Genomic DNA, 21,571 nt, shown 5'->3' on the forward strand with positions numbered 1-21,571 from the left:
GGAGAAGGATTCGAACCTTCGAAGGCAGAGCCGTCAGATTTACAGTCTGATCCCTTTGGCCGCTCGGGAACCCCTCCCCAAGTGCGAGGCGCATACTATCAGATCCAGAGGCTTTGTGAACCCCTTGATGAGGCATCTGGCAGTAAAAAATGACTGTTCGTCGATTTTTTGATACATCCAGCTCAAAATTCAAGCTTATCAGCAAGTTGTGCGCTGCTTTTCTGCACAAAACAGCATCCGTGCAAGTTGGCGATCGCGCTGAAGAGAAGGCAGATAGCAGAAGACCGCCAGCGTTGGCGGTCTTGCCGGGCATCACATCTAGCGCTGGAACGGGTAGACCGAACCCAGTTTCAGGATCTGGGTCAGTTCGTCCAGTGCGCTGCGGGACTCCTGAACCAGTGCCGGATCCCGCAGGTCATCGAGGGTTAGGCGGTCGCGGTAGTGGCGATCCACCCAGCCATCGAGGCGGGCAAACTGGCTGTCGTTGATAAGGCAAGCCGGATTGACCGCGGCGAGTTCCTGATCGTTCATGGCAACCCGCAGTCGCAGGCAGGCAGGGCCGCCACCATTGCGCATGCTCTGTTTCACATCCATATAGTGGACCGCTTTGATCGGGGTCTCCTGCGTCAGCAGCTTGCCAAGATAGGCCGACACCGCCGGATTGTCGCGGCACTCGGTGGGGGCGATGATGGCCATCTCTCCGCTCGGCAGGGTGAGGATCTGGGTGTTGAACAGGTAGGATTTCACCGCATCCAGCACGGATACCTCGGCAGTCGGCACTTCGATAAAGTGCAAATCCCCCTCGCCAAACTTGCCGCTTATCTCGGCCAGCACCGCTTCGGTGTTGAGAAACGCTTGCTGGTGGAAGAAGAGCACGTTCTGGTTGCCCACCGCGATCACGTCGTTGTGGAACACTCCCTGATCGATCACCTCCGGGTTTTGCTGAATAAACACCACGCTCTCCTCGCCAAGGCCATGCAGGCGGGCGATGGCCTGGCTCGCTTCCAGGGTCTGGCGGGCCGGGTAGCGCTTCGGCGCCGGGCGGGAGTAGTCAAAGGCACTGCGGCCATAGACAAACAGCTCGACCCCCGCCTCGCCATAGGCGCGGCAGAGGCGAGTGTGGTTGGCTGCCCCCTCGTCGCCGAAGTGGTCATTCTCCGGCAGATGGAGGTGGTGGCTGAAGTGGCGATCATTGTTGAACACGGCGCGCAGGATACGGCCCGTGACGTCAGGCTCCAGGGAGCGGTGAAACTTGTTGGTCAGGTTGGCGGGGGTGAAGTGAATGCGGCCATCCTGGGTATCGGCACTGGGGGAGACGGTGGCGGCGTTGGCTGTCCACATGCTGGAGGCCGAATAGCAGGCAGCCAGTACGGCAGGAGCCTGCTTGGCGGCCTGCTCCAGCACCCGGGCATCGTTGCCGGTGAAGCCGAGACGGCGCAGGGTGGCGAGATCGGGACGCTCTTGTGGTGCCAGTACCCCCTGGGTCATGCCAAGCTCGGTCAGCGCCTTCATCTTGCGCAGCCCCTGTTTGGCGGCCTCTTTCGGATTGGAAGCCTCCTGGGCATTGCTCTGGGAGGCAACGTTGCCGTAGGAGAGGCCAGCATAGTTATGAGTCGGGCCGACCAGACCGTCGAAATTGACCTCGAAGTGCTTCATTGAGTACATCCTTTCGATTTTTATGATGGGTAGCGGTTCCTTCCGCGCACAATGCGTCGGGGTTGGGCCATTATAAAGAGATTTTATGTTTTTGTAACAAGCCGGTAACCAGCAGACGTTTTTATGTCGTTTCAGATATAAAAAGAGGGGCGGTATGGCAGAAAATTGAAAAAGCGGTTGCGTCCTGCCTGTTGCCTTCGCATTAATAAATAAAGAAGCAATAAAAGAAGCCGTGTGGTTCGGGCTGGTCAGGCAAATTTGCTCACAAGATTGCTTTTTCGCGCCAAATCTCTTATACAGCCCCACAAAACCGCACACCAACCCCGTCGGGTGCAATGAGGATAATAGTTACAGCATGGGCAAATCACTGGTCATAGTGGAGTCTCCGGCCAAGGCCAAGACGATCAACAAATATCTGGGCAAGGACTACGTGGTGAAATCCAGCGTTGGTCATGTTCGCGATCTGCCCACCAGCGGCAGCGCCAGCACCGAGCCCAAGAAACCTGTCATTCGCGGCATCAAGTTGAGCGAATCCGAGAAGGCTGCCAAGGATCGCAAGGCCCTGTTTGCCCGGATGGGTATCAATCCGACCGCTGGCTGGCAGGCCAACTACCAGATTTTGCCCGGCAAGGAGAAGGTGGTCAGCGAGTTGCAAAGTCTGGCCGAGAAAGCCGACACCATCTATCTCGCAACCGACTTGGATAGAGAAGGAGAGGCGATCGCCTGGCACCTGCGCGAGATCATCGGTGGTGACGACAGCCGCTACAAGCGCGTGGTGTTCAACGAGATCACCAAGAGCGCCATCAAGGAGGCGTTCGCCCAGCCGTCCGAACTCAATATTGACCGTGTCAATGCCCAGCAGGCCCGTCGTTTCCTCGACCGCGTGGTGGGTTACATGGTCTCCCCGCTGCTGTGGAAAAAGCTGGCTCGTGGCCTCTCTGCCGGTCGGGTACAGTCCGTTGCGGTGCGTCTCATCGTCGATAAAGAGCGTGAAATCAAGGCGTTCGTACCGGTCGAGTTCTGGGATCTCAATGCCGACCTGCTGACCGCCGACAAGAGCGATCTGCGGATGGAAGTGGTCAGCCGCAATGGTGCCGACTTCAAGCCGGTGACCCAGGCAGAGACCTTCGCCGCCGTGGCAGCCCTAGAAGGGGTCGACTACAAGGTCGTTAACCGGGAAGACAAGCCGACCGGCTCCAAGCCATCCGCGCCGTTTATTACCTCTACCCTGCAGCAGGCGGCCTCTACCCGTCTGAGCTTCGGGGTCAAAAAGACCATGATGATGGCCCAGCGTCTCTATGAAGCGGGTTACATCACCTATATGCGTACCGACTCCACCAACCTCAGCAAAGAGGCGGTTGAGGCGGTGCGTGAATATATCGGCGAGCAGTATGGCGCGGCCTATCTGCCAGCCGAGCCGAATTTGTATGGCGCCAAGGCCAATGCCCAGGAAGCGCACGAAGCGATCCGTCCCTCCAACGTACAGGTGACTGCCGAGATGCTGGAAGGGATGGAGCCGGATGCCATGCGTCTGTACGATCTCATCTGGCGTCAGTTCGTTGCCTGCCAGATGACCCCGGCTCAATACGACTCCTCCACCCTGACCGTCAAGGCGGGTGAGTTCGAGCTCAAGGCCCGTGGCCGTACCCTGCGCTTCGCCGGTTGGACCAAGGCACTGCCGCCGATGGGTCGCAAGGGCGAAGATAGCCAGCTGCCGGCGGTGACCGTGGGCGAGGTGCTGAAACTGGTCAAGTTGGATCCGCGCCAGCACTTTACCAAGCCGCCTGCTCGTTTCACTGAAGCTGCGCTGGTGCGCGAGCTGGAAAAACGCGGCATCGGCCGTCCGTCAACCTACGCCTCCATCATCTCCACCATCGTTGATCGCGGTTATGTGCGGGTCGAGAGCCGCCGTTTCTTCGCCGAGAAGATGGGCGAGATCGTCACCGACCGTCTGGTGGAGAACTTCGTCGAGCTGATGAACTACGAGTTCACCGCCAAGATGGAAGACAAGCTCGATGGCATCGCCGAAGGAAGCCTTGAGTGGAAGAAGGTGCTGGACGCCTTCTACGCCGAGTTTACCCAGGAGCTGGAGAAGGCTGACAAGGCGCCCGAAGAGGGCGGCATGCGTGCCAACCAGATGGTGATGACCGACATCGACTGCCCGGATTGCGGCCGCAAGATGGGTATTCGTACCGCCACCACCGGCGTGTTCCTCGGCTGCTCCGGCTATGCCCTGCCGCCGAAAGAGCGCTGCAAGAAGACCATCAACCTGGTCTCTGCCGACGAGTTTGTCTCCGCTACTGACGGTGAAGAGGCGGAAACCGAAGCGCTGCGCGCCAAGCACCGCTGCGGCGTCTGTGGTACAGCGATGGATGCCTACATCATCGATGACAGCCGCAAGCTGCACGTCTGTGGTCGCAACCCGGATTGCGATGGCTACGAGATCGAGAAGGGCCAGTTCAAGCTCAAGGGCTACGAAGGGCCGAGCATCGAGTGCGACCGTTGCGGAGCCGAGATGCAGCTCAAGAACGGCCGTTTCGGCAAGTACATGGGCTGCACCAACGAGACCTGCAAGAACACCCGCAAGATCCTGAAAAACGGCGACATCGCGCCGCCGAAGGAGGATCCGGTGCCGCTGCCGGAGCTCAAGTGCACCCAGTCCGATGCTCACTTTGTGCTGCGTGACGGGGCTGCCGGTCTGTTCCTGGCGGCCAGCAACTTCCCCAAATCCCGCGAGACCCGCGCGCCGCTGGTGGAAGAGCTCAAGCGCTTCAAGGATCGAATCTCCGCCAAGCACAAGTATCTGGCCGGTGCCCCGCTCACCGATCCGGACGGCAACCCCGCCATCGTACGTTTCAGTCGCAAGACCAAGGAGCAGTACGTGATGAGCGAGGTCAACGGCAAGGCGACCGGTTGGACCGCTCACTACGACAACGGTACCTGGCAAGAGAGTTTGCCAAAGGCTAAAAAAGCCTGATGAAAAGAGGCCCCGACAAGGGGCCTCTTTGCTTATGGATAGCGGTATACTGAGACAGCTGCAAGGAGTGCAGCTGTCGTCAATCGCGAAGTAGACAAGGAGGTTGAGATGGAGATTAACGAGATCCGGCCGGGCATGAGCTGCATGACTCGGGAAGGGGCGGCCTATGTGCTGGAGGTTGACCGGCAGAGCCTGCTGGTGCTGCTGCAGCGCGCGGATGAGACCATACCGGTGCAGGTGCGCAGCGACGAGATCCTGGCGCCGCTGGAGTGACCCGGCTGTGATCCCCTCAAAACGGCAGTAGAAAAAGCAGCTCGGCCAGATCGGGCTGCCATTGCCACTGCTTCATTCTGACCCGCCCACCGATCACCACGACCCCTTCTTGCTGCAGGCGTCCCGTCTGTTCGGCAAAGCCTTGCGATCCTTTCGGTAACGAGATGGTGCCCGCCGCGCTCAGCACCCGATGCCACGGCAGTACCTTGTCGGTTTCCCGCAGCACCTTGCCCACCAGTCTTGCCCGTCCGGGCAACCCGGCCAGATCGGCCACCTGACCATAGCTGACCACCCGGCCTGCCGGGATCAGGGCGATGATCGCTTCGATACGGGCAGCTTTGTTCAATGGGACAGGACTTGATTCAATGCTCATAAACCCGATTCGTCAAAAACAACAGAAGCGCCATTGTGGCGCTTCTGTCATGGGGCTGGCAATGATTCAGCCGAAGGTCTGACTAAGCCCCTTCAGTTGCTTGGCCCGTTCCAGCAGAGCCTGACTGGAGTGATCGACATCCAGCATCTTCTGACTGTTGGCGTGGGAGTACTCGGAGATCTGGTGGATGCTGCGGCTGATCTCCTCCACTACAGCTTGTTGTTGCTCTGCAGCGGTGGCGATCTGGGTGGAGTGTTCGGTGACCAGCTCTATCTCTGCCAGCACGGTATGGAGGCTGCTGGCGCCCTGGCGGGTCATCTCGGCACATGTGCGGGTCTGTTGCAGGTTCTCCTGCATCATCCCCTTCCAGCGTCCCAGCGTGTGCTGGATCTGCTTGATGCTGCCCTGGATCTGCTCGGTCGCCTTGTGGGTGCGGGTCGACAGGGTACGCACCTCGTCGGCCACCACTGCAAAACCACGGCCCTGCTCCCCGGCGCGAGCGGCTTCGATGGCCGCGTTGAGGGCCAGCAGGTTAGTCTGCTCGGCGATGCCCTGGATCTCGCCCATGACACTGCCAATCCGTTCGGATTCACTGGCGAGCTCTACCGCCGAGTTGAACGCCAGCTCTGCCTGTTTGGCGAGCTGTTCGATCTGCTGCTCGGTCTGGTTCAACTGCTGGTTGGTTTGTTCACAACGATTGCGAGCTTCGTTGACCTGACCGTTGGAGTCCTGAATGTTGCGGGCGATCTCGTGAGCTGTGTTGGCCATCTGAGTCATAGCCGTAGCCATCTGCTGGGTCTGGGCATCTTGCTCGTTGATATCGAGACAGGCTTGATGAGAGGCCTGCTTCAGATTGATGGCCAGGGTTTGCAGAGGTGCCGTGGCATCGTTGATCCGTCCCAACACGGTTCGGATGCGGGCTTGAAGCATCTTGATATGAAAATCGGCAATGGCGCCGGGGTTGTCACCGGAGTAGACCAACCGGGTCAGACTGTCATATTCACGGCCCAGTTGCTGCAGATAGTGGGGCAGGGCAAAGAGCTCGCGCCAGTAGGCTCCGCCAAGAAGCAACAGGGGCAGCAGCATCAGCAGGACGGTCATGGCCCCTTGGCTGGCGAAGGTCCAGCCCATCAGGCCGAGCAGCAGCAGGGTAATGGCCGGGGTGCGTACTTTGGCAAGAGAGGGTAGGTTGCTGCTGTTGCCGCGCTCGGCCTTGAGCAGGGCTTGGTAGGTCTGAGCGGCGATGCGCTTGAATTGGGGTTCGGGTTTGCAGCGTACCGACTGGTAGCCGCTGATCCTGTTGCCTTCATAGATGGGGGTCACATAGGCATCTACCCAGTAGTAACGACCATCCTTGCACCGATTCTTGACGATGCCGCGCCAGGGTTTGCCCTCCTTGAGGCGGGCCCAGAGATCGGCGAAGGCGGCCTTGGGCATGTCGGGGTGGCGTACCAGATTGTGGTTGTGACCGACCAGCTCGTCGGCGCTATAGCCGGCGATGGTGCAAAAAGCCGGATTGGCATAAGTGATCACCCCGCGCAGGTCAGTGGTGGAGACCAGTTGTACGTCGGCAGGAAACTCCACTTCGCTATCCAGGGTATGGACATCTCTGCGGGCCATAGGAATACGCTCCGATGTTCTTGTTGATAATATTGTCGTTGTTATTGTGGCAGATCTGGAGGTGACCGCAGGCTCGCGCCAGCAGGAGGCAGACCAGCTTCATTGGGGGCTGGATTTTGCCAATAATGGCGGATGAATGGTAGGGGGAAGTTGATGTTTTGTTGGCTAATCGTAAAAAAGGCGGCCGATTGGCCGCCAAAGTAGAGACAACATTACCTCTGTGGCATCCGGTAGCGCACCTGCAACTGATCGAGGATCTGCAGCTGACCCGGCAGGCGGGCGGCGAAGTGCTCCCAGCCCTTGTGGGCGGGAGCGCTCCAGGCCACCTCGGCCGTGGCCAGCATACGCGGGAATAACATGTAGTCGAGACGATCACGGCTGGTGATCAATTCTGACCACAAGGGGCTCAGCACCCCGAGGATGTTATCGTTGGCATGGAAATCGGCTGGGGCAGGGTCACACGAGTAGATCTGCTCCAGATTGAGGGTACCCGCCCAGTAGAGGCCGGGTTCATGAATATCGGCGCTCCAGGCGAGATCGAGATAGAGGAACTGGGCGGGCGCCATCACCACCGGATAACCGGCCGCGGCAGCATCCAGCCCCGCCTGAAAGCTGGTCCAGGCACAGATGGCCGCTTTGCGGCTCACCTTGTCGCCATGCAGGATCTCCTCCCAGCCGATCATCTGTTTGCCTCTGGCGGCCAGATAGCGCTGGCAGTGGCGCAGCAGATGGCCCTGCAGCTCGCGGCAGTCGGCGTAGCCCTGCTCGGTCATCAGCTGCTGGCAGGCGGGGCTGTCGGTCCAGACCCCGGTCGGCACCTCGTCACCCCCCATGTGGATCTGCGGGCCGGGGAAGAGTTCGCACACCTCGTCCAGCACCGCCTCCAGGAAGCGGTAGGTGCCGGGCAGGGCGGGGTTGAGCACGTTGTCATCGAAATGCTGGACCGAGCGGTAGCGGGAGTGATCTGCCGTTTCGATCAGCAGCTCGGGCAGCGCCTTGATGGCGGCGTGGCAGTGGCCCGGAATGTCGATCTCGGGAATGATGGTGATGCCGAGCTCACCGGCATAGCTCACCAGCGCCTTCACCTCGCTCTGGGTGTAGTAGCCGCCATAGGGTTCGGCGCCGCCGCTGAGCTGGGGGCCGATCGCCAGATCGTGGCCGCGCCAGGCACCCACGTCGGTCAATGCCGGGAAGGCCTTGATCTCGAGTCGCCACCCCTCGTCATCGGTCAGATGCCAGTGGAAGCGGTTGAACTTGTAGAGGCTCATCAGCTTGAGCAGGCGCTTGATGGTGGCCGGAGTGTGGAAGTGGCGGGCGCAGTCGAGAAAAATGCCGCGAAAGCCAAAGCGCGGGGCATCCTCCAGCGTGATGCAGGGCAGGCTCTCCCCATGTTGCAGATACCACTGGGCCAAAGTCACCAGCCCGTGGCGCCAACCCGTTTCGTCGGCGGCGGCAATTACCACCTCCTGCGGCGTGATGGTGAGTTGGTAGGCTTCGGGGGCCAGTTTGGCCTCGGTCAGCCGGATTTCAGCGTCGTGATCCTGCTCCAGCGCCAGCGACGTCAGCTCGTTGAAGTGGGCCAGCAGCTTCGGCACATCGCGGGGGGCGCTGACATGAGCCCGCTCGGCCAGCCGGAAGTTCCCCTCCAGCAGTACCAAATGGGCCGGTTGTGGCACTATGCCGGGCTGGGGCTCGACCTCCGGCAGGTCGGGGCGGGTTACCGGCGGGTTCTCCAGTCCGAGATCCTGAGCGGCCAGCGTCACCGGCAGCAGCTGGGCACCCGTGGTCGCCTCCGGCAAGCTGAGGAAAAAGCCCTGCGGCATGTCGGAGAGCTTCTTGAGCGGGGTCTGGCGGCAGCAAAAGCGCAGCTCGCAGCTGTCAGCGTTCGGGACAATCACCTTGTAGCTGCCGCTCTGGCGCTCCAGCTCGCCCCCTTGCAAGGAGTCGGGGTCGATATGGCGAGCCAGACAGAAGTGCAGCTTCCACTTGGTATCAGGCATGCGTGAGAGGGTGAAGGTGAACCAGACATCCTCGCCGTCACGTCGGGCGACCTGGGTGTGGATCAGGGGTGTAGACATGGAAAATCCTCTGATTGGGCAAACAGGATGGCGCCATCGAGCGCATCTGCCTGGGGGGGGATCAGGTTGAGCTGGCCGAGACGGGGAGCGAGGCGGGTGCCAATCCCCCCCAGCAGGGCGATCTGTCTGGCACCGAGCTGGGTCATTCCCTCCAGCAGGATCCGCAGTTGTTCGCAGGTTTCGTCCAACAGCTGATTGGCGAGCTCGTCGCCATCGCTGGCGGCATCGAATACCCAGGGGGCAAAGTGGCCATAGTCCGCCGGAATGGCGCGGGCGGCCCAGCGAACCACCTCGGCCTGATCCCGCTTGAAGCGGTCCATCAGGCGGATGGCGAGGGTGCTGGGGGGCAGAATGCCGTCGTGGCAGAGCAGGGATTGCTGGATGGCACGTAAGCCCAGCCAGGCGCCGCTGCCTATGTCTGAAATGGGGAAGCCGCGGCCGGAGCAGGTGCGGATCTGCCCCTCCTGATAGACCAGCCCCACCGAGCCGGTACCTGCGATCAGAATGGCCCCCTCACGGCCTCCAAAGGCGCCGAGGCAGGCACCGAAGGCATCGGAGGTGAGCCTGACGCTGGCGAAGGGGAAGGGCATCTCGAGCAGGGCGTGATAGCAGTCGGCCAGCTCGGCAGAGGCGAGCGCCAGTCCGACCCCCATCTGCTGTTCACTCTCGATGTCGAGCCCGGCGGCAAGGCGGGCGCTGGCGATGGCGGCCAGCACATTGACGTGGGCATGGGGAATGCCCAGCTCCAGATTGGAGCCGGCCGCGCGCCCCTCTCCGAGCAGCTTGCCCGCCCGATCCCGAATGCGGGCGCGGGTGTGGGTGCCCCCGCCGTCGACCCCGACCCAGTATTCAATCATGTCGACCTCCATTTCCCTGCGCACTCTGCCAAGTGATGGCCAGAGCAAACCAGGCAGCGTGGGGGATCCACTGCTCGCCCCAGCGCCAGTTCTGATCCAGCCGATCCTTGTACTCCTCCGGAATAAAGGCCACCTCATTTTCGTCATCAAACCCTGAGGTGATGCCGTTGCAGATCCCCCCCTGCGCATTGGGATAACCGGCGGTATAGGCGGGGTTGTTGATGCCGTGGCCCGCCAGCATGCAGGCGTTGAAGGGGTTTTGCCCGAGGATCCAGTCGAGTTGGCGCTGACCGTAAGTGATGAGCGGCTGGCTCTGGCGGGGGAAGTGGCGGGCGCCAGCAAAGGCCATGGTCGCCAGAGATGCGAGGCGGGCGTTCTCCCCCTGCCACCAGTAACCGGATTCGTTGTTGTGGGGCATAAAGAAGCTGACGCGCGGCGCTTCATCCACCCCTTTGACATATTGGCGGGCGAGGGAGAAGGGGTTGCCTGTGCGGGCGCAGAGCGCCAACTCGGCGGCCAGTGCCTGTTCCACCACGGTTTGTGCTTGGGCCTTGTGCTCCTGCTCCGGCTCTACGCCCAGATATTCCAGCAGCGCCAGCACCGGCAGGCCCGCCTCGGCGGCGTGATAGTAGGGGCGCGAGCCATCCTCGTTGGCCGACCAGTAGTGACCCAGCTCAGGATGAGGGCGCTGGCGGGCACAGAGCTTGCTGGCGCGGGCTCTCGCCTCATTCAGCCACTCGGCGCCGAAAGTGCGGGTCAGCTCCACCGCTGCCAGCAGGGCGCAGTAGTCGTCGATGATGTTCTCGACCCCGTCATCAAGGTAGGCAAGGTTGTGCTCACGCAGATGCAGGTAGCCGCGTTTGGCTGCCTCGGCGTAGCGGCTGGCATCGAAGTCGCCGCTGACGCTCTCGCGGGCGGCGCGGGCCAGCGCGGCGATGGCCATGCCGCCCCCTTGGCGGAACCCCGCCTGCCAGTTGGCAGACTTGAGCCCCTGCTGGGTGGCATAGGCGCACAGCTCGCGCTGGGCGGGATCCTTGCTCCACTTGTCGAACAGGGTCATGTAGAAGAAGCCCGACTCATCCTGCATCCGGCAGAGGAAATCGGCGCCGTGCAGCGCCTCGTCATTGAGCCGTTTGCAGAGGTTCACCCTGTCGATATCGCGGCGCGGGGCCAGCAGCTCCCGGCACTTGAGCAGGGCCCACACCACCATGGGGGTCTGCTGGGGGTTGAGGTAGTTGGCGTAGGAGAGGTGGCTCAGGTACTTGCTCATGTCGCCGCTGGCATCGAACCAGCCGCCGTGCACATCTTTGTGCTGGTCGGTGCCAAACAGGCGGGCGCTGCGGTCGGCCCGATCAAAGGTGCCGCTGGCGCGCTGGCCCTTGAAGTAGTGGATAACATCGGAGAGGCAGCGGCTGGCCAGCAGATCCTGGCCGATGGCAAAGCGGGTGGAGCGGACAATGCCTTGGGCAGTGATCGCCTCCAGCCGATAGTGACCCGGCTCCTTGAAGGCGGAGAAGTCGGCGCGCCAGTAAGCGCGGCCCTGCCAGCCAGGGACGCTGCCAGCCGGTTGCAGCGGGGTTTCAAACAGGATCTGGCCATCGTCGAGGCGTTGCAGCCTGACATAGCCGCCGAGATCAGGGGCGGGGGAGGTTTGCAACAGGGCGACCTTGTGTCCGTCGCACTCGTAGCCCACCTGATTGATCAAGAGTTCCATCAAGGTATTACTCCTGTGGTTCACCGCCGGGCGGTGAGGCACATCACGGGGCTGTGGCCGCCCCGTATCGAGGCATGGCCGGACAGGGTTGTCCGGCCGGTATCGGGTTCACCTTCACTCGTAGAGGTAGCAACGCACGAAGTGGTTGTCGGCAAGCTTGGTGATGGGGGGCAGCGCCTCCTTGCAGCGGGGCATCGCCTGATTGCAGCGCCCGGCAAAGGGGCAACCGCAGGATTCCGGCGTCCAGAGCGGGATCTCCCCCTTACGGCCCCCCTCCAGCTCGGCGTGGATACTCTTCTCGGGGTCGGGCACAGCCGAGATGAGCAGCTGGGTGTAGGGGTGCTGCGGGTGGTGCAGTATCTCATCCACCTCGCCCCACTCCACCATGTGTCCCACATACATGACTGCCAGATCTTCCGCCACATAGCGGGCGGTGGCGATGTCGTGGGTGATGTAGAGCATGGAGACGCCGAGCTCGTTCTTCATCTGCTCCATCAAGTTGAGGATGCCGATGCGAATGGAGACGTCGAGCATGGAGGTGGGTTCGTCCGCCAGCACCACTTCCGCCTCCACCGCCAGATTGCGGGCGATGTTGACCCGCTGGCGCTGGCCGCCGGAGAGCTGGTGCGGATACTTGGCCGCGGTCGCCTTGGCAGGAGTCAGGCCGACCTTCTCCAGCAGGGCGTAGACCATGTCGGGCAGCTCTTTCTTGTCGATCACCTTGCTGTGCAGCAGCAGGGGGCGGGCTATGTGGTGATAGATGGTGTGGGTCGGGTTGAGCGAACCGAACGGATCTTGCCACACCATCTGCACGCTCTGGCGATAGTCCAGCAGGGCGGTGCCCTTGTTGAACTCCTCCAGATCGTGGCCGCGATAGAGAATGCGCCCGGCACTGAGCTTGTACATCTTGGCGATGATCTTGGCGATGGTGCTCTTGCCGGAGCCCGACTCCCCGACCACCGCCAGGGCGCGGCCCCGGTGCAGGTTGAAGGTGATGTCGGAGAGCGCCCGCATCTTGCCACTCTTGATGGCATTGGAGTTGATGGGGAAGTCCTTGTAGAGGTGCTGGACTTCGATGATGGGTGCATCGGTTTTGGCGATTTGCATGACAGACATCCTTAACAGCCAGCGGCCTTGTCCAGATAGATCACGGAATCTTGTTGCAGTCCCTGCACCTCATAGAGGTGGCAGGCGGTCTGTTGCCCGGGGCGGATCTCGGCCAATTTGGTGTACTCCTGACGGCAGCGATCGTGCACTTTGCCGCAGCGGGCCTGAAAGCGACAGCCGACCGGCACCTCCAGCAGGTTGAGCGGGGTGCCCGGGATCCCCTCCAGCACCTTCTTCGGCCCGTGCAGGGGCGGGAAGGAGTTGCCGAGCCCTCTGGTATAGGGGTGCAGTGGCGCGGTCAGGATCGCCTTGGAAGGAGCCACCTCCACCAGCTCACCGGCATACATGATGCCGATGCGATCGCAGAACTCCACCATCAGGGAGAGGTCGTGGGTGATGAACAGAATGGAGAAGTTGAACTTCTCTTTCAGGGCATAGACCTTCTGCAGGATCTCCCGCTGTACCACCACATCGAGCGCCGTGGTCGGCTCATCCATGATGAGCAGCTCGGGGTTGAGCGCCATGGCGATGGCAATCACCAGCCGCTGGCGCATGCCGCCGGAGAACTGGTGCGGGTAATCTTTGAGCCGGCTCGGGTGGATATCGACGATGGTGAGCAGCTCCTGGGCGCGCTTGATCGCCTCGTAACGGGTCATGCCGGGGTTGTGGGCCAGCAGCACGTCGCAGAACTGCTCCTCCATCCGCAACACAGGGTTCAGGGCGTTCATGGCGGACTGGAACACCACCGACACCTGTTGCCAGCGGTAGGAGCTCAGCCGCTCGTCACCGTAATGGAGGATGTTCTCCCCCTTGAACAGGATCTCGCCACCGCTGATGTAGGCGGGCGGCTTGTGCAGCCGGGCCACCGAGAAGGCGACGGTGGATTTGCCGCAGCCCGACTCACCGGCAAGACCGAAGATCTCGCCTTGTCTGATATCGAAGCTCACCGAGTTGACGGCGCGCACGTCGCCATTTTCGGTGATGTAGTCGACGCAAAGATTGCGTACTGACAGCAGGGGATGCTTGTTCATGCTGTCTTCTCCTGTGCTGTGGCAACCGGAGTGGTGACCGGGGCCGCGAGTTTCTTCCAGCGGCTCAACCCTTTGTGGGATCGCAGCTGTGGGTTGGCAATCTCGTCGATGGCGAAGTTGAGCAGGGCCAGACCGGCACCCAGGGTGGCGATGGCGAAGCAGGGAGCCAGGATCTCCCACCAGGCGCCGACCAGAATGGCACTGGAGGTCTGGGCGTTGTAGAGCATGATGCCCCAGCTCACCACGGTCGGGTCGCCAAGCCCCAGGAACTCCAGGGTCGCTTCGGTGACGATGGCGTAGATGATGGAACCGATGAAGCTCACCCCGATGATGGAGATGAGGTTGGGCAGGATCTCCACCAGAATGATGCGCCAGGCCGGCTCGCCCAACACTTCGGCGGCGATGACGAACTCCTTCTCGCGCAGGGCCAGGGTCTGGGCGCGGATGACCCGCGCGCCATAGGCCCACGAGGTCAACCCTATTATCACGGCAATCACCGCCGGTGACGCCTCCCCGATAAAGCTCGCCAGCACCAGTAGCAAGGGGAGGTTGGGGATCACCAGCACCACGTTCATCAGGAAGGTGAGGCATTCATCCACCAGACCACCGAAGTAACCGGCGGTGATGCCGATGGCGACGGCCAGGGTGCAGACCAGCAGGCCGGCGCTGAAGCCCACCAGCAGCGAGATTCGCGCGCCGTTGGTGAACTGGGCCCAGATATCGTGGCCCATGCGGGTGGAACCCATCACGAACTCGGCACTGGGCGGCTGGTGCGGGCGAGCCACCCGTTTGGTCGGCTCGTTGCTGGCCAGAATGGGGGCAAAGATGGCCATCAGTACGAAGGCAACCACGATGGCGAGGCCACAGGCAGCCTTCTTGTTGCCCAGCAGGATCTTGAGAATGGTCGGCATACGCATCTTATTTGCCTCCTGTACGCAGACGGGGATCCAGGAAGACGTAGAGCACGTCGGCCAGGAAGTTGAAGCTGAGCATGGTGATGGTCATGATGAGCAGCTGCCCCTGAATGAGCGGGTAGTCGCGGGCCAGAATGCCCTGATAGAGGGTCAGGCCCAAGCCGGGGTAGTTGAAGATCACCTCGGTGATGAGAGAGCCACCGATGACGAAACCGAGCGCCATGGAGAGGGCGGTGACGCTGGGCAGAATGGCGTTGCGAGCGCCGTAGTTGAAGATCACCCGGTTGCTGGAGAGCCCCTTGGCCTTGGCCATGGTGATGTAATCCTCGCCCAGCAGGTTGATCATGTTGTTGCGCATGGTGATAAGAAAGCCCCCTACCTGCACCACGGCCAGAGTCAGCACCGGCATGATGGCGTGGGTCATGATGCTCTTGATGTGCTCCCAGCCCCAGTCAGCCTTGATCTCCGGGCTGTAGGCGTAGCCGATGGGCAGCCACTCGAGGCTGACCCCGAACAGGAACAGGGCGAGCAGGGAGACCACTACCGGCGGAATAGCCTGCATCACCAGGGTGAGCGGGGAGAGAATGCTGTCCATCCGGCCGCCGCGATACCAGGCGGCGAAGATGCCGACGATGGAACCGATGGAGAAGCTCAGGATGGTTGAGGTGCCGACCAGAAACAGGGTCCAGCCGATGGCACGGCCCAGCACGTCAGAGACCTGCTGCGGGTAGAAACGCACCGAGGTGCCGAGATCCCAGGTGAAGACACTCTTCACATAGGTGAGAAACTGGGTGCCGATGGGGCCGTCGACAAAGCCGAAGGTGGCTTTGAGGGCTTCCAGGGCGGCGGGTTCCATCATGGCGCCTGCGCGGGCAAACATCACGGAGACAGGATCCCCTGGCATGGCTCGGGGTAACAGGAAGTTGATGGTGGCGGCTACCAGAAAGGCAACCAGATAGAAGGAAAAGCGTCTCAGTATGAATCCCATGATGGTACCTTTTACTGCAAGTCTGCCCCGCGTCGGGTATAGCTACCCCAACCCTGGCGGTGCCGGGCAAGAAAGGGGTTAACGGGGAAGATGGCCCCCCGCAGGGGGCCGGGATTGTTTAGCTGTTTGGCTTGAGGGACAACACGTGCAGCAGACGCTCAGGGGTGTCCGGGTGGAGCTGAGGTTTGGCTACCGGGTTATCAGCACTGAACCAGCCGTTGAAGCGCTTGGTGCTGTACTCGTACCAGGTCGGGTTGTTGAAGACCGGAATGATGGTCTGGTTGGCGCCAACACGATCCTGGATGGCGAACATGATCTCCTTCTGCTTGGCCGCATCGGCGGTCTGGGTGAAGTCATCGATCAGCTTGTCGAGCTCGGGGTCCTTGTAACGGGGCGCGGCGAAGCGGTTGCCACGGTCGCCCATGTTGCGGGAGTGGAACGCAGTCTCGAAGTACTTGTGCGGGTTGGCACCGGCAAAGTAACCCTGCAGGGCGACATCGAAGTCACCGGTGATCAGGTTCTCGGTCCAGACGGTCGCTTCCGGGGTGGCGGTCTTGGCGTTCAGGCCCAGCGCCTGCAGCCCTTCTACACCAATCTGAACTGTGTTGACCCAGTCGGTCCAGCCGTTCGGTACCAGTACCTTGAACTCGATCTTTTTGCAGCTCGGGGTGTCGAGGAACTTGTCGCCGTCACAATCCTTGTAGCCTGCCTCTTTCAGCAGGGCCTTGGCCCCTTCCAGATCGAACTTGTTGTACTTGCCGTACTTCTTGTCCACTTCCGGGTTGTTCCAGGAGTCAAAGGCTTTGCCCAGACCTGACGGGTACTCGTTGACGGTGGGGTAGCCGTAGCCCGCGATATCCACCATGGACTGGCGGTCCATCGCCATGGAGAAGGCGCGGCGGAAGTTGATGTCGTTGAAGGCTTCGTTATTGCCCGGGTTCTTGGTCTGGAAGTTGACGTTGAACGCCACGGTACCGGAGGCCGGGAACCAGTATTTGTTGTTCTTCGGATCGTTGCCGACGTAGAGGCGCTCGATATCCGGCACGAAGGAGCCGAACCAGTCGATGTCACCCTTCATGACAGCCGCCAGCACCTGGTCGTTGGTGGCCATCTGCGGCATGCGGATACAGTCGATAGCGAGGTTGGCGTTATCCCAATAGTGCGGGTTGCGGCACTGGGTGTAGAGCTGGGCGGAGAAGTTGTCCACTTCGGTGAAGGGGCCAGTACCAACCGGCTTGTCGTTGGTGAAGGCAACCGGATCTTTCACCGATTTCCACTGATGCTCCGGCACTATGGGTACCAGCACCAGATCGTTCACCACGTTGGTGTTGACCTCGGTCAAGTCGAATTTGACCTTGTTGGGGGCCAGCTTCTCGACGCTCTTGATCTGGGTCCAGATTGAGCGCTCATCCAGCGCCTTGTTGGCCTTGACCAGATTGAAGGAGAAGATGATGTCATCGGCATCAAAGGCTTCGCCGTCAGACCACTTCACGCCGTCACGCAGATCGAAGGTGACGGATTTCAGGTCATCGCTGAACGCATAGTTGGTGGCCAGACGATAGACGGGTTTGCCCCCTTGCATATCGTTGAAGATCACCAGTGGTTCATAGATGAAGTGACGGGTGGTGTGCAGCAAGCCCGCTTGCAGGAAGGGGTTGAAGTTCTTGACCCAGGCGGTTTCCTGCTGTGCGACCATGGTCAGCACGGTTTTGTTTTCTGCGGCCATGGCGTTACCGGCGGCACCGGCAAGCATCATGGTTCCCAGCATTACAGCGGTAGAGATTTTGGATACTTTGGCAAGCATATGTTTTCCTTTCTTATTTTTTGGCATTCCCGAGGGTTCGCCTTGTTTTGTGTGAGCACCGGTTTCGCATGCTGATGAAATCGGCCCTCTGTGTTGGTCAGGTGTCTAACCTTTGTCGTTCTGTTTTCCAACGCCCTAAGCAAACCAGAATTAACAGGAAAACAACAACTATTGATTTCGTTGTTTTCGTAAAAATTGACGGTGTTACGTCAATCTCGTCAAAATAGATTTTTATCTTTTTAAAATCATAACTTTGCGTTATTTGCTTTCGCGTAAAAAGTGGCTGTGAAAATGGCGTATATGACAAATTTGTGAATTGGATCTGCTCTCGGTTTCGGGGTTGTGCGGGGCTTTGTTTTGCATAAAAAGAAACCAGATTGCCAATTGTGATCCGGCGCCCGTTTAGGGCACCGTGTCACGGCTTGCGGTTGGCGAGTTGACGCAGGGTCTGGGCGCTGTGCTGCAACTGCTGGCGCTGGTGGTCATTGAGCGGGCAGTGGCCCAGCACATACTCGGTGGTGGCCACTACCGTCTTCCAGCGTGGCGACTTGGGCAGGGTGTCCAGACTCAGGTATTTGTCGAGGGTGCGGGTCTGCGGGCTGGATCTGTCCATATAGACCCGCCACAGCTTGCTCTTCTCTGCCAGCACGATTTTGCCCTTGCCGGTCCCCTGCTGCCAGGCATCCAGGGTGAGCTGCATGGTCTCTACCAGCGCCCGGCGCAGCGGCTCGTCATCCTGTTGGCGAATGAGGTCGTCGGCCAGCGAACGGAACTCGCCACCCAGGCGGCTCAGCTCGCCCAACAGCTGTTCATCTTCGATGATGGCTTGCCGCGAGAGGTTCTTGAGGGCGTTCTCCAGCGCCATTACCCGGTTCTCATCCTGACGCAGTTCGGTACTCAGAGTGAGGGCGAAAGCTGCCTGTCCTCCGAGCGCGATGGGCAGGGCACGGGCGTTGAGCACATCTTTTTGCCCGGCCACCAAAAATTCCAGATTGTGTTCCCGTTCGCTGGCAAGGTCGGGCCACTGATGTTGCAGCGGGGTGGCGAGCCACTCATTGAGGGACTGCCCCTCCATGGCTTCCGGCTCCTGTCCCAGCAGGCGTGCCAGCACCCGGGAGGCAAACAGCACTGTGCCCTGCTCGTCGATAAAGATCATGGGGTCGGCCCCTTCACCGAGCAGGGCCAGCAGGCGCTGCTGATCCTGATGCAGTCGATCCTGCAGGGTGAGGCGATGTTCGATCTCCTGCTTCAATAGCCGATTCTCTACCAGCGAGGCGCGTCCGGCCTTGGCCTCCAGCAGAGCCTTGACCCGGGCAAACAGCTCTTCTTTGCAGAAGGGTTTGACCAGATAGTCGTTGGCACCGGCCCCGAAGCCCTCCTCGATATCCTTGGGCTGGTTGAGGGCGGTGAGCAGCAGCACCGGCAGCATATCTTTCGGGTGCTGCTGGCGCAGGCGACGGCAGACGTCAAAACCGGAGAGGGTCGGCATCATCACATCGAGCAGGATGAGGTCCACCCGCTCCTCGGCCAGCTTGGCCAGCGCATCGTGGCCGTCACTGCTGGGCAGGATGCGGTAGCCGCAGGGCTGCAGCAGATGGCGCAGGATGTGCAGGTTGATGGGCTCGTCATCCACCACCAGAATGAGCGGCGCATCCTCGGGGGGAGGGGGCAGATCGTCGCTCTCCCAGTCCGGCAGGATCAGCGGTTGCTGGCGCACCAGCTGATGCTCGATCTGGCGGCTGTCGAGAGTCAGATTGGCCGCTTTGCCGGTGGCAAGGGGCAGGGTAAAGGCGAAGGTAGAGCCGACGCTCGGCTCGCTCTCGACAAACAGCTCGCCCCCCATCAGGTGCACCAGCTGGCGGGTGATGGAGAGGCCAAGGCCGGCTCCCTGCTTGCTTACCTCCGGGCTCATCTGTACCAGCGGCTCGAAGATGTGTTCCAGATGATCAGGGGCGATGCCGATGCCAGTGTCGGTGACCTTGATGCGCAGGAAGTTGTTCTCGACGATGGCACTGAGCACCACCTTGCCCTGCGGCGTGTACTTGATGGCGTTGCCCACCAGGTTGTAGAGCACCTGTTCGAGCCGCTGCTCATCGGCCAGCACCGGCGGCAGTTCGGCCGGGCTGATATCCACCAGAGTGAGGGGTTTGGCCTGCACCAGATGCTGGCAGAGGTCCAGCACCAGCCGGATAACCCCCTTGGATGAGACGGGCTGGGAGTGGATCTCCAGCTGGCCGTAGCGCATCTGGTGGTAGTCCAGCAGATCGTCCACCAGACGGGCCAAGCCGTCGGCGCTCTTGATGATGAGGCCGAGCTGCTTTTGCTGCCCTTCGGTCAAATCCTGCTGACTGGCGAGCATCGACTCGGCCATCCCCTTGATACCGTGAATGGGGGTGCGCAGCTCGTGGGAGGTGTTGGCCAGCAGTTCATCCTTGAGCTTGTCCGCCTGCTGCAGGCTGAGGTTCTGCTTGTGGGTCAGCTTGACCTGCTGTTGCAGCTCCTGGGTCTGCTGTTCGATCAGTTCGATCTTGTCCTTCACCGAGCGCTGCATATGGCGAAACGCCTCGGCCAGCCGGTCGATATCATCGCCGGTGCGCTCGATGGCGATGGGGTGATCCAGCGCGCCGTCGGCCACCTGCTCGGCTGCTTCGGTCAGGGATCGCAGCGGCGCCGTGATGGAGTGGGAGAGCCAGCGGGAGAAGAGGATCAGCAGCAGTACCGAGCCCGCACCCAGCACAATCACCAGAGTTTCCAGCTGGCGGATGGGGGCATAGGCTTCCCGGGTGGAGATCTCGGCGATAAAGGCCCACTCGGTATCGAACACCTTCACCTGGGTGTAGGCGGCCAGCACCTCGTCATCCTGATAGGAGTGGAACAGCCCGACCCCCTGCTCGCCGGAGAGCGTCTTGGTGATGAGGGGGGTTTGCAGCGGCCGGAAGTTGGGGCTGAAGCTGTTCTCGACGCTGAACTCCGGTGCCAGCCAGGCATCGGCGCGCATCCGCTTGTCGGGGCCGATGAGGATGGTCTCGCCGGTCTCGCCCAGCCCCTCCCGCTCCGCCATGATCTGGTTGAGCTTGTCCGGCAGCAGCTCGAAAATCACCACACCGCGCACATAGTCGTACTGCATCACGGGCGCCGCCATGTAGGCGACCACCTGCCCGGTCAGCTCGTTGCGGCCAAAATCGGTGAACTCGAAGATCTGCTGCGGTTTCTGGCCGCCATCGAGGCGGCGTTTGATCTTGGCGAAGGTCTGGCCCAAGCCACTGCCCTGATAAGGTCCGGAGAGCAGATTGGTGGCAAAGTTAGGGTGCTTGGTGACCGAATAGACCACATCACCGTTGAGGTCCACCAGAAAGATGTCGCTGTAGTTGGACTTGCGCACCATGTCGGCATAGCCGCGATGAAAGCGCTGGTGCACCCGGCCATACATCTCGTCGGCGAGGATAAGCGCCGTGATGGAGGGTTCGATCTCCACCTGACTGTCCGGTTTGCGCAGTTGATCCCAGGAGCCTGGCAGATAGCGGGCCTGAGCACGGCTGCGGGCCTCCTGCGGTGTGGTGCCCAGCTTCTCGAAGGCGCCGGTAAAGCCATAGAAACGGCCGATACTGTTGCCAGCAAAATCCTGCTGGGAGAAGTTGATGATCTGCTCTTTGAGGTTGTTGAAGTAATCCTCGAGCTGACTCTTCTTGATATTACGGACGGAGACCAGATGGTTGGAGGTCTGGGTGGTGAGATCCTTGCCGTGGCTGTATAGAAAGAAGAGGGTGATGACCAAAAAGGGCACCATGCCCAACATGAAAAAAGCCAGCATTAACTGCGGCCTGAGCCCACGAAGCGTGAAGATCCATTTCATCTTGTGATTTTCAATTGAGAATCCGGTTATTAAGCCGCTCAAGTCTCGAACGAAAGCGTAATCATTTCAACGACTTTATCCCAAATTCGCTTGGTGGGTCACAGCTGGCTGGAGAAAAATGCAGCAAGGCGTTTAAACCCTGAGCAAACAGTCTGCATCAGGGCTTAAATTGCGAAAAAGGGGTTGTGCTGGCGCTCGTGGTACGTATAATGCGCCTCGTTGTCAGGCAACTGGCACGAAAGCAGTAACGCGGGAATAGCTCAGTTGGTAGAGCACGACCTTGCCAAGGTCGGGGTCGCGAGTTCGAGTCTCGTTTCCCGCTCCAA

General features: G+C 60.7%; 14 protein-coding genes and 1 tRNA gene. 3 read left to right on the forward strand and 12 right to left on the reverse strand.

Annotation, left to right across the window (positions count from 1 at the left end; all coding sequences use genetic code 11):
• Positions 1-318: 318 nt before the first annotated feature.
• Positions 319-1,656 (reverse strand): N-succinylarginine dihydrolase, encoded by a 1,338-nt coding sequence (gene astB / locus OKB77_RS23185; protein ID WP_005334893.1) that lies wholly within the window; start codon positions 1,654-1,656, stop codon positions 319-321.
• A 355-nt stretch (positions 1,657-2,011) separates the two neighbouring features.
• On the opposite strand from astB, the gene topA reads away from it, so the two are divergent.
• Both topA and OKB77_RS23195 read left to right on the forward strand, forming a co-directional pair.
• The gene (gene topA / locus OKB77_RS23190) at positions 2,012-4,633 is read left to right on the forward strand and encodes a type I DNA topoisomerase (RefSeq protein WP_005362158.1); all 2,622 of its coding nucleotides are present in this window, start codon (positions 2,012-2,014) and stop codon (positions 4,631-4,633) included.
• Positions 4,634-4,741: 108 nt separating this feature from the next.
• Entirely contained in the window at positions 4,742-4,906 is a 165-nt protein-coding gene (locus tag OKB77_RS23195; RefSeq protein WP_005334891.1) for a hypothetical protein, read from the forward strand.
• A gap of 16 nt (positions 4,907-4,922) precedes the next feature.
• Here OKB77_RS23195 and OKB77_RS23200 read toward each other — a convergent pair whose 3' ends face one another.
• The 11 genes from OKB77_RS23200 to OKB77_RS23250 form a co-directional block, all read right to left on the reverse strand.
• Entirely contained in the window at positions 4,923-5,279 is a 357-nt protein-coding gene (locus OKB77_RS23200) for an MGMT family protein (RefSeq protein WP_247823248.1), read from the reverse strand.
• Positions 5,280-5,345: 66 nt separating this feature from the next.
• Positions 5,346-6,899: a methyl-accepting chemotaxis protein gene (locus OKB77_RS23205; RefSeq protein ID WP_270818613.1), complete on the reverse strand. Its 1,554-nt coding sequence runs from the start codon at positions 6,897-6,899 to the stop codon at positions 5,346-5,348.
• 212 nt (positions 6,900-7,111) lie between these two features.
• Positions 7,112-8,977, reverse strand: a complete 1,866-nt coding sequence (locus OKB77_RS23210; RefSeq protein ID WP_270818614.1) for a beta-N-acetylhexosaminidase — start codon at positions 8,975-8,977, stop codon at positions 7,112-7,114.
• Positions 8,962-9,834: a BadF/BadG/BcrA/BcrD ATPase family protein gene (locus OKB77_RS23215; protein ID WP_270818615.1), complete on the reverse strand. Its 873-nt coding sequence runs from the start codon at positions 9,832-9,834 to the stop codon at positions 8,962-8,964. Before OKB77_RS23215 ends, OKB77_RS23210 begins: the two co-directional genes overlap by 16 nt.
• Positions 9,827-11,548, reverse strand: a complete 1,722-nt coding sequence (locus OKB77_RS23220; RefSeq protein ID WP_270818616.1) for a glycoside hydrolase family 9 protein — start codon at positions 11,546-11,548, stop codon at positions 9,827-9,829. Before OKB77_RS23220 ends, OKB77_RS23215 begins: the two co-directional genes overlap by 8 nt.
• 114 nt (positions 11,549-11,662) lie before the next feature.
• The gene (locus OKB77_RS23225; RefSeq protein WP_005353824.1) at positions 11,663-12,655 is read right to left on the reverse strand and encodes an ABC transporter ATP-binding protein; all 993 of its coding nucleotides are present in this window, start codon (positions 12,653-12,655) and stop codon (positions 11,663-11,665) included.
• 11 nt (positions 12,656-12,666) lie between these two features.
• Positions 12,667-13,686, reverse strand: coding sequence for an ABC transporter ATP-binding protein (locus OKB77_RS23230; protein ID WP_270818618.1), 1,020 nt, complete (start codon positions 13,684-13,686; stop codon positions 12,667-12,669).
• A complete protein-coding gene (locus OKB77_RS23235; RefSeq protein ID WP_064340888.1) occupies positions 13,683-14,603 on the reverse strand; it encodes an ABC transporter permease in 921 nt (306 codons plus the stop codon). Before OKB77_RS23235 ends, OKB77_RS23230 begins: the two co-directional genes overlap by 4 nt.
• Position 14,604: 1 nt before the next feature.
• Positions 14,605-15,588, reverse strand: a complete 984-nt coding sequence (locus OKB77_RS23240) for an ABC transporter permease (protein ID WP_005353818.1) — start codon at positions 15,586-15,588, stop codon at positions 14,605-14,607.
• Between the two features lie 118 nt (positions 15,589-15,706).
• The gene (locus tag OKB77_RS23245) at positions 15,707-17,392 is read right to left on the reverse strand and encodes an ABC transporter substrate-binding protein (RefSeq protein ID WP_005353816.1); all 1,686 of its coding nucleotides are present in this window, start codon (positions 17,390-17,392) and stop codon (positions 15,707-15,709) included.
• Positions 17,393-17,807: 415 nt separating this feature from the next.
• A complete protein-coding gene (locus OKB77_RS23250) occupies positions 17,808-21,245 on the reverse strand; it encodes an ATP-binding protein (RefSeq protein WP_270818621.1) in 3,438 nt (1,145 codons plus the stop codon).
• A gap of 249 nt (positions 21,246-21,494) precedes the next feature.
• Here OKB77_RS23250 and OKB77_RS23255 point away from each other — a divergent pair.
• A tRNA-Gly gene (locus OKB77_RS23255) sits at positions 21,495-21,570 on the forward strand.
• The last annotated feature ends 1 nt before the right edge of the window (position 21,571 follow it).

Origin of the sequence: Aeromonas sp. Y318-3 (assembly GCF_027706185.1) — a bacterium.
Taxonomy (GTDB): Bacteria; Pseudomonadota; Gammaproteobacteria; order Enterobacterales; family Aeromonadaceae; genus Aeromonas; species Aeromonas veronii.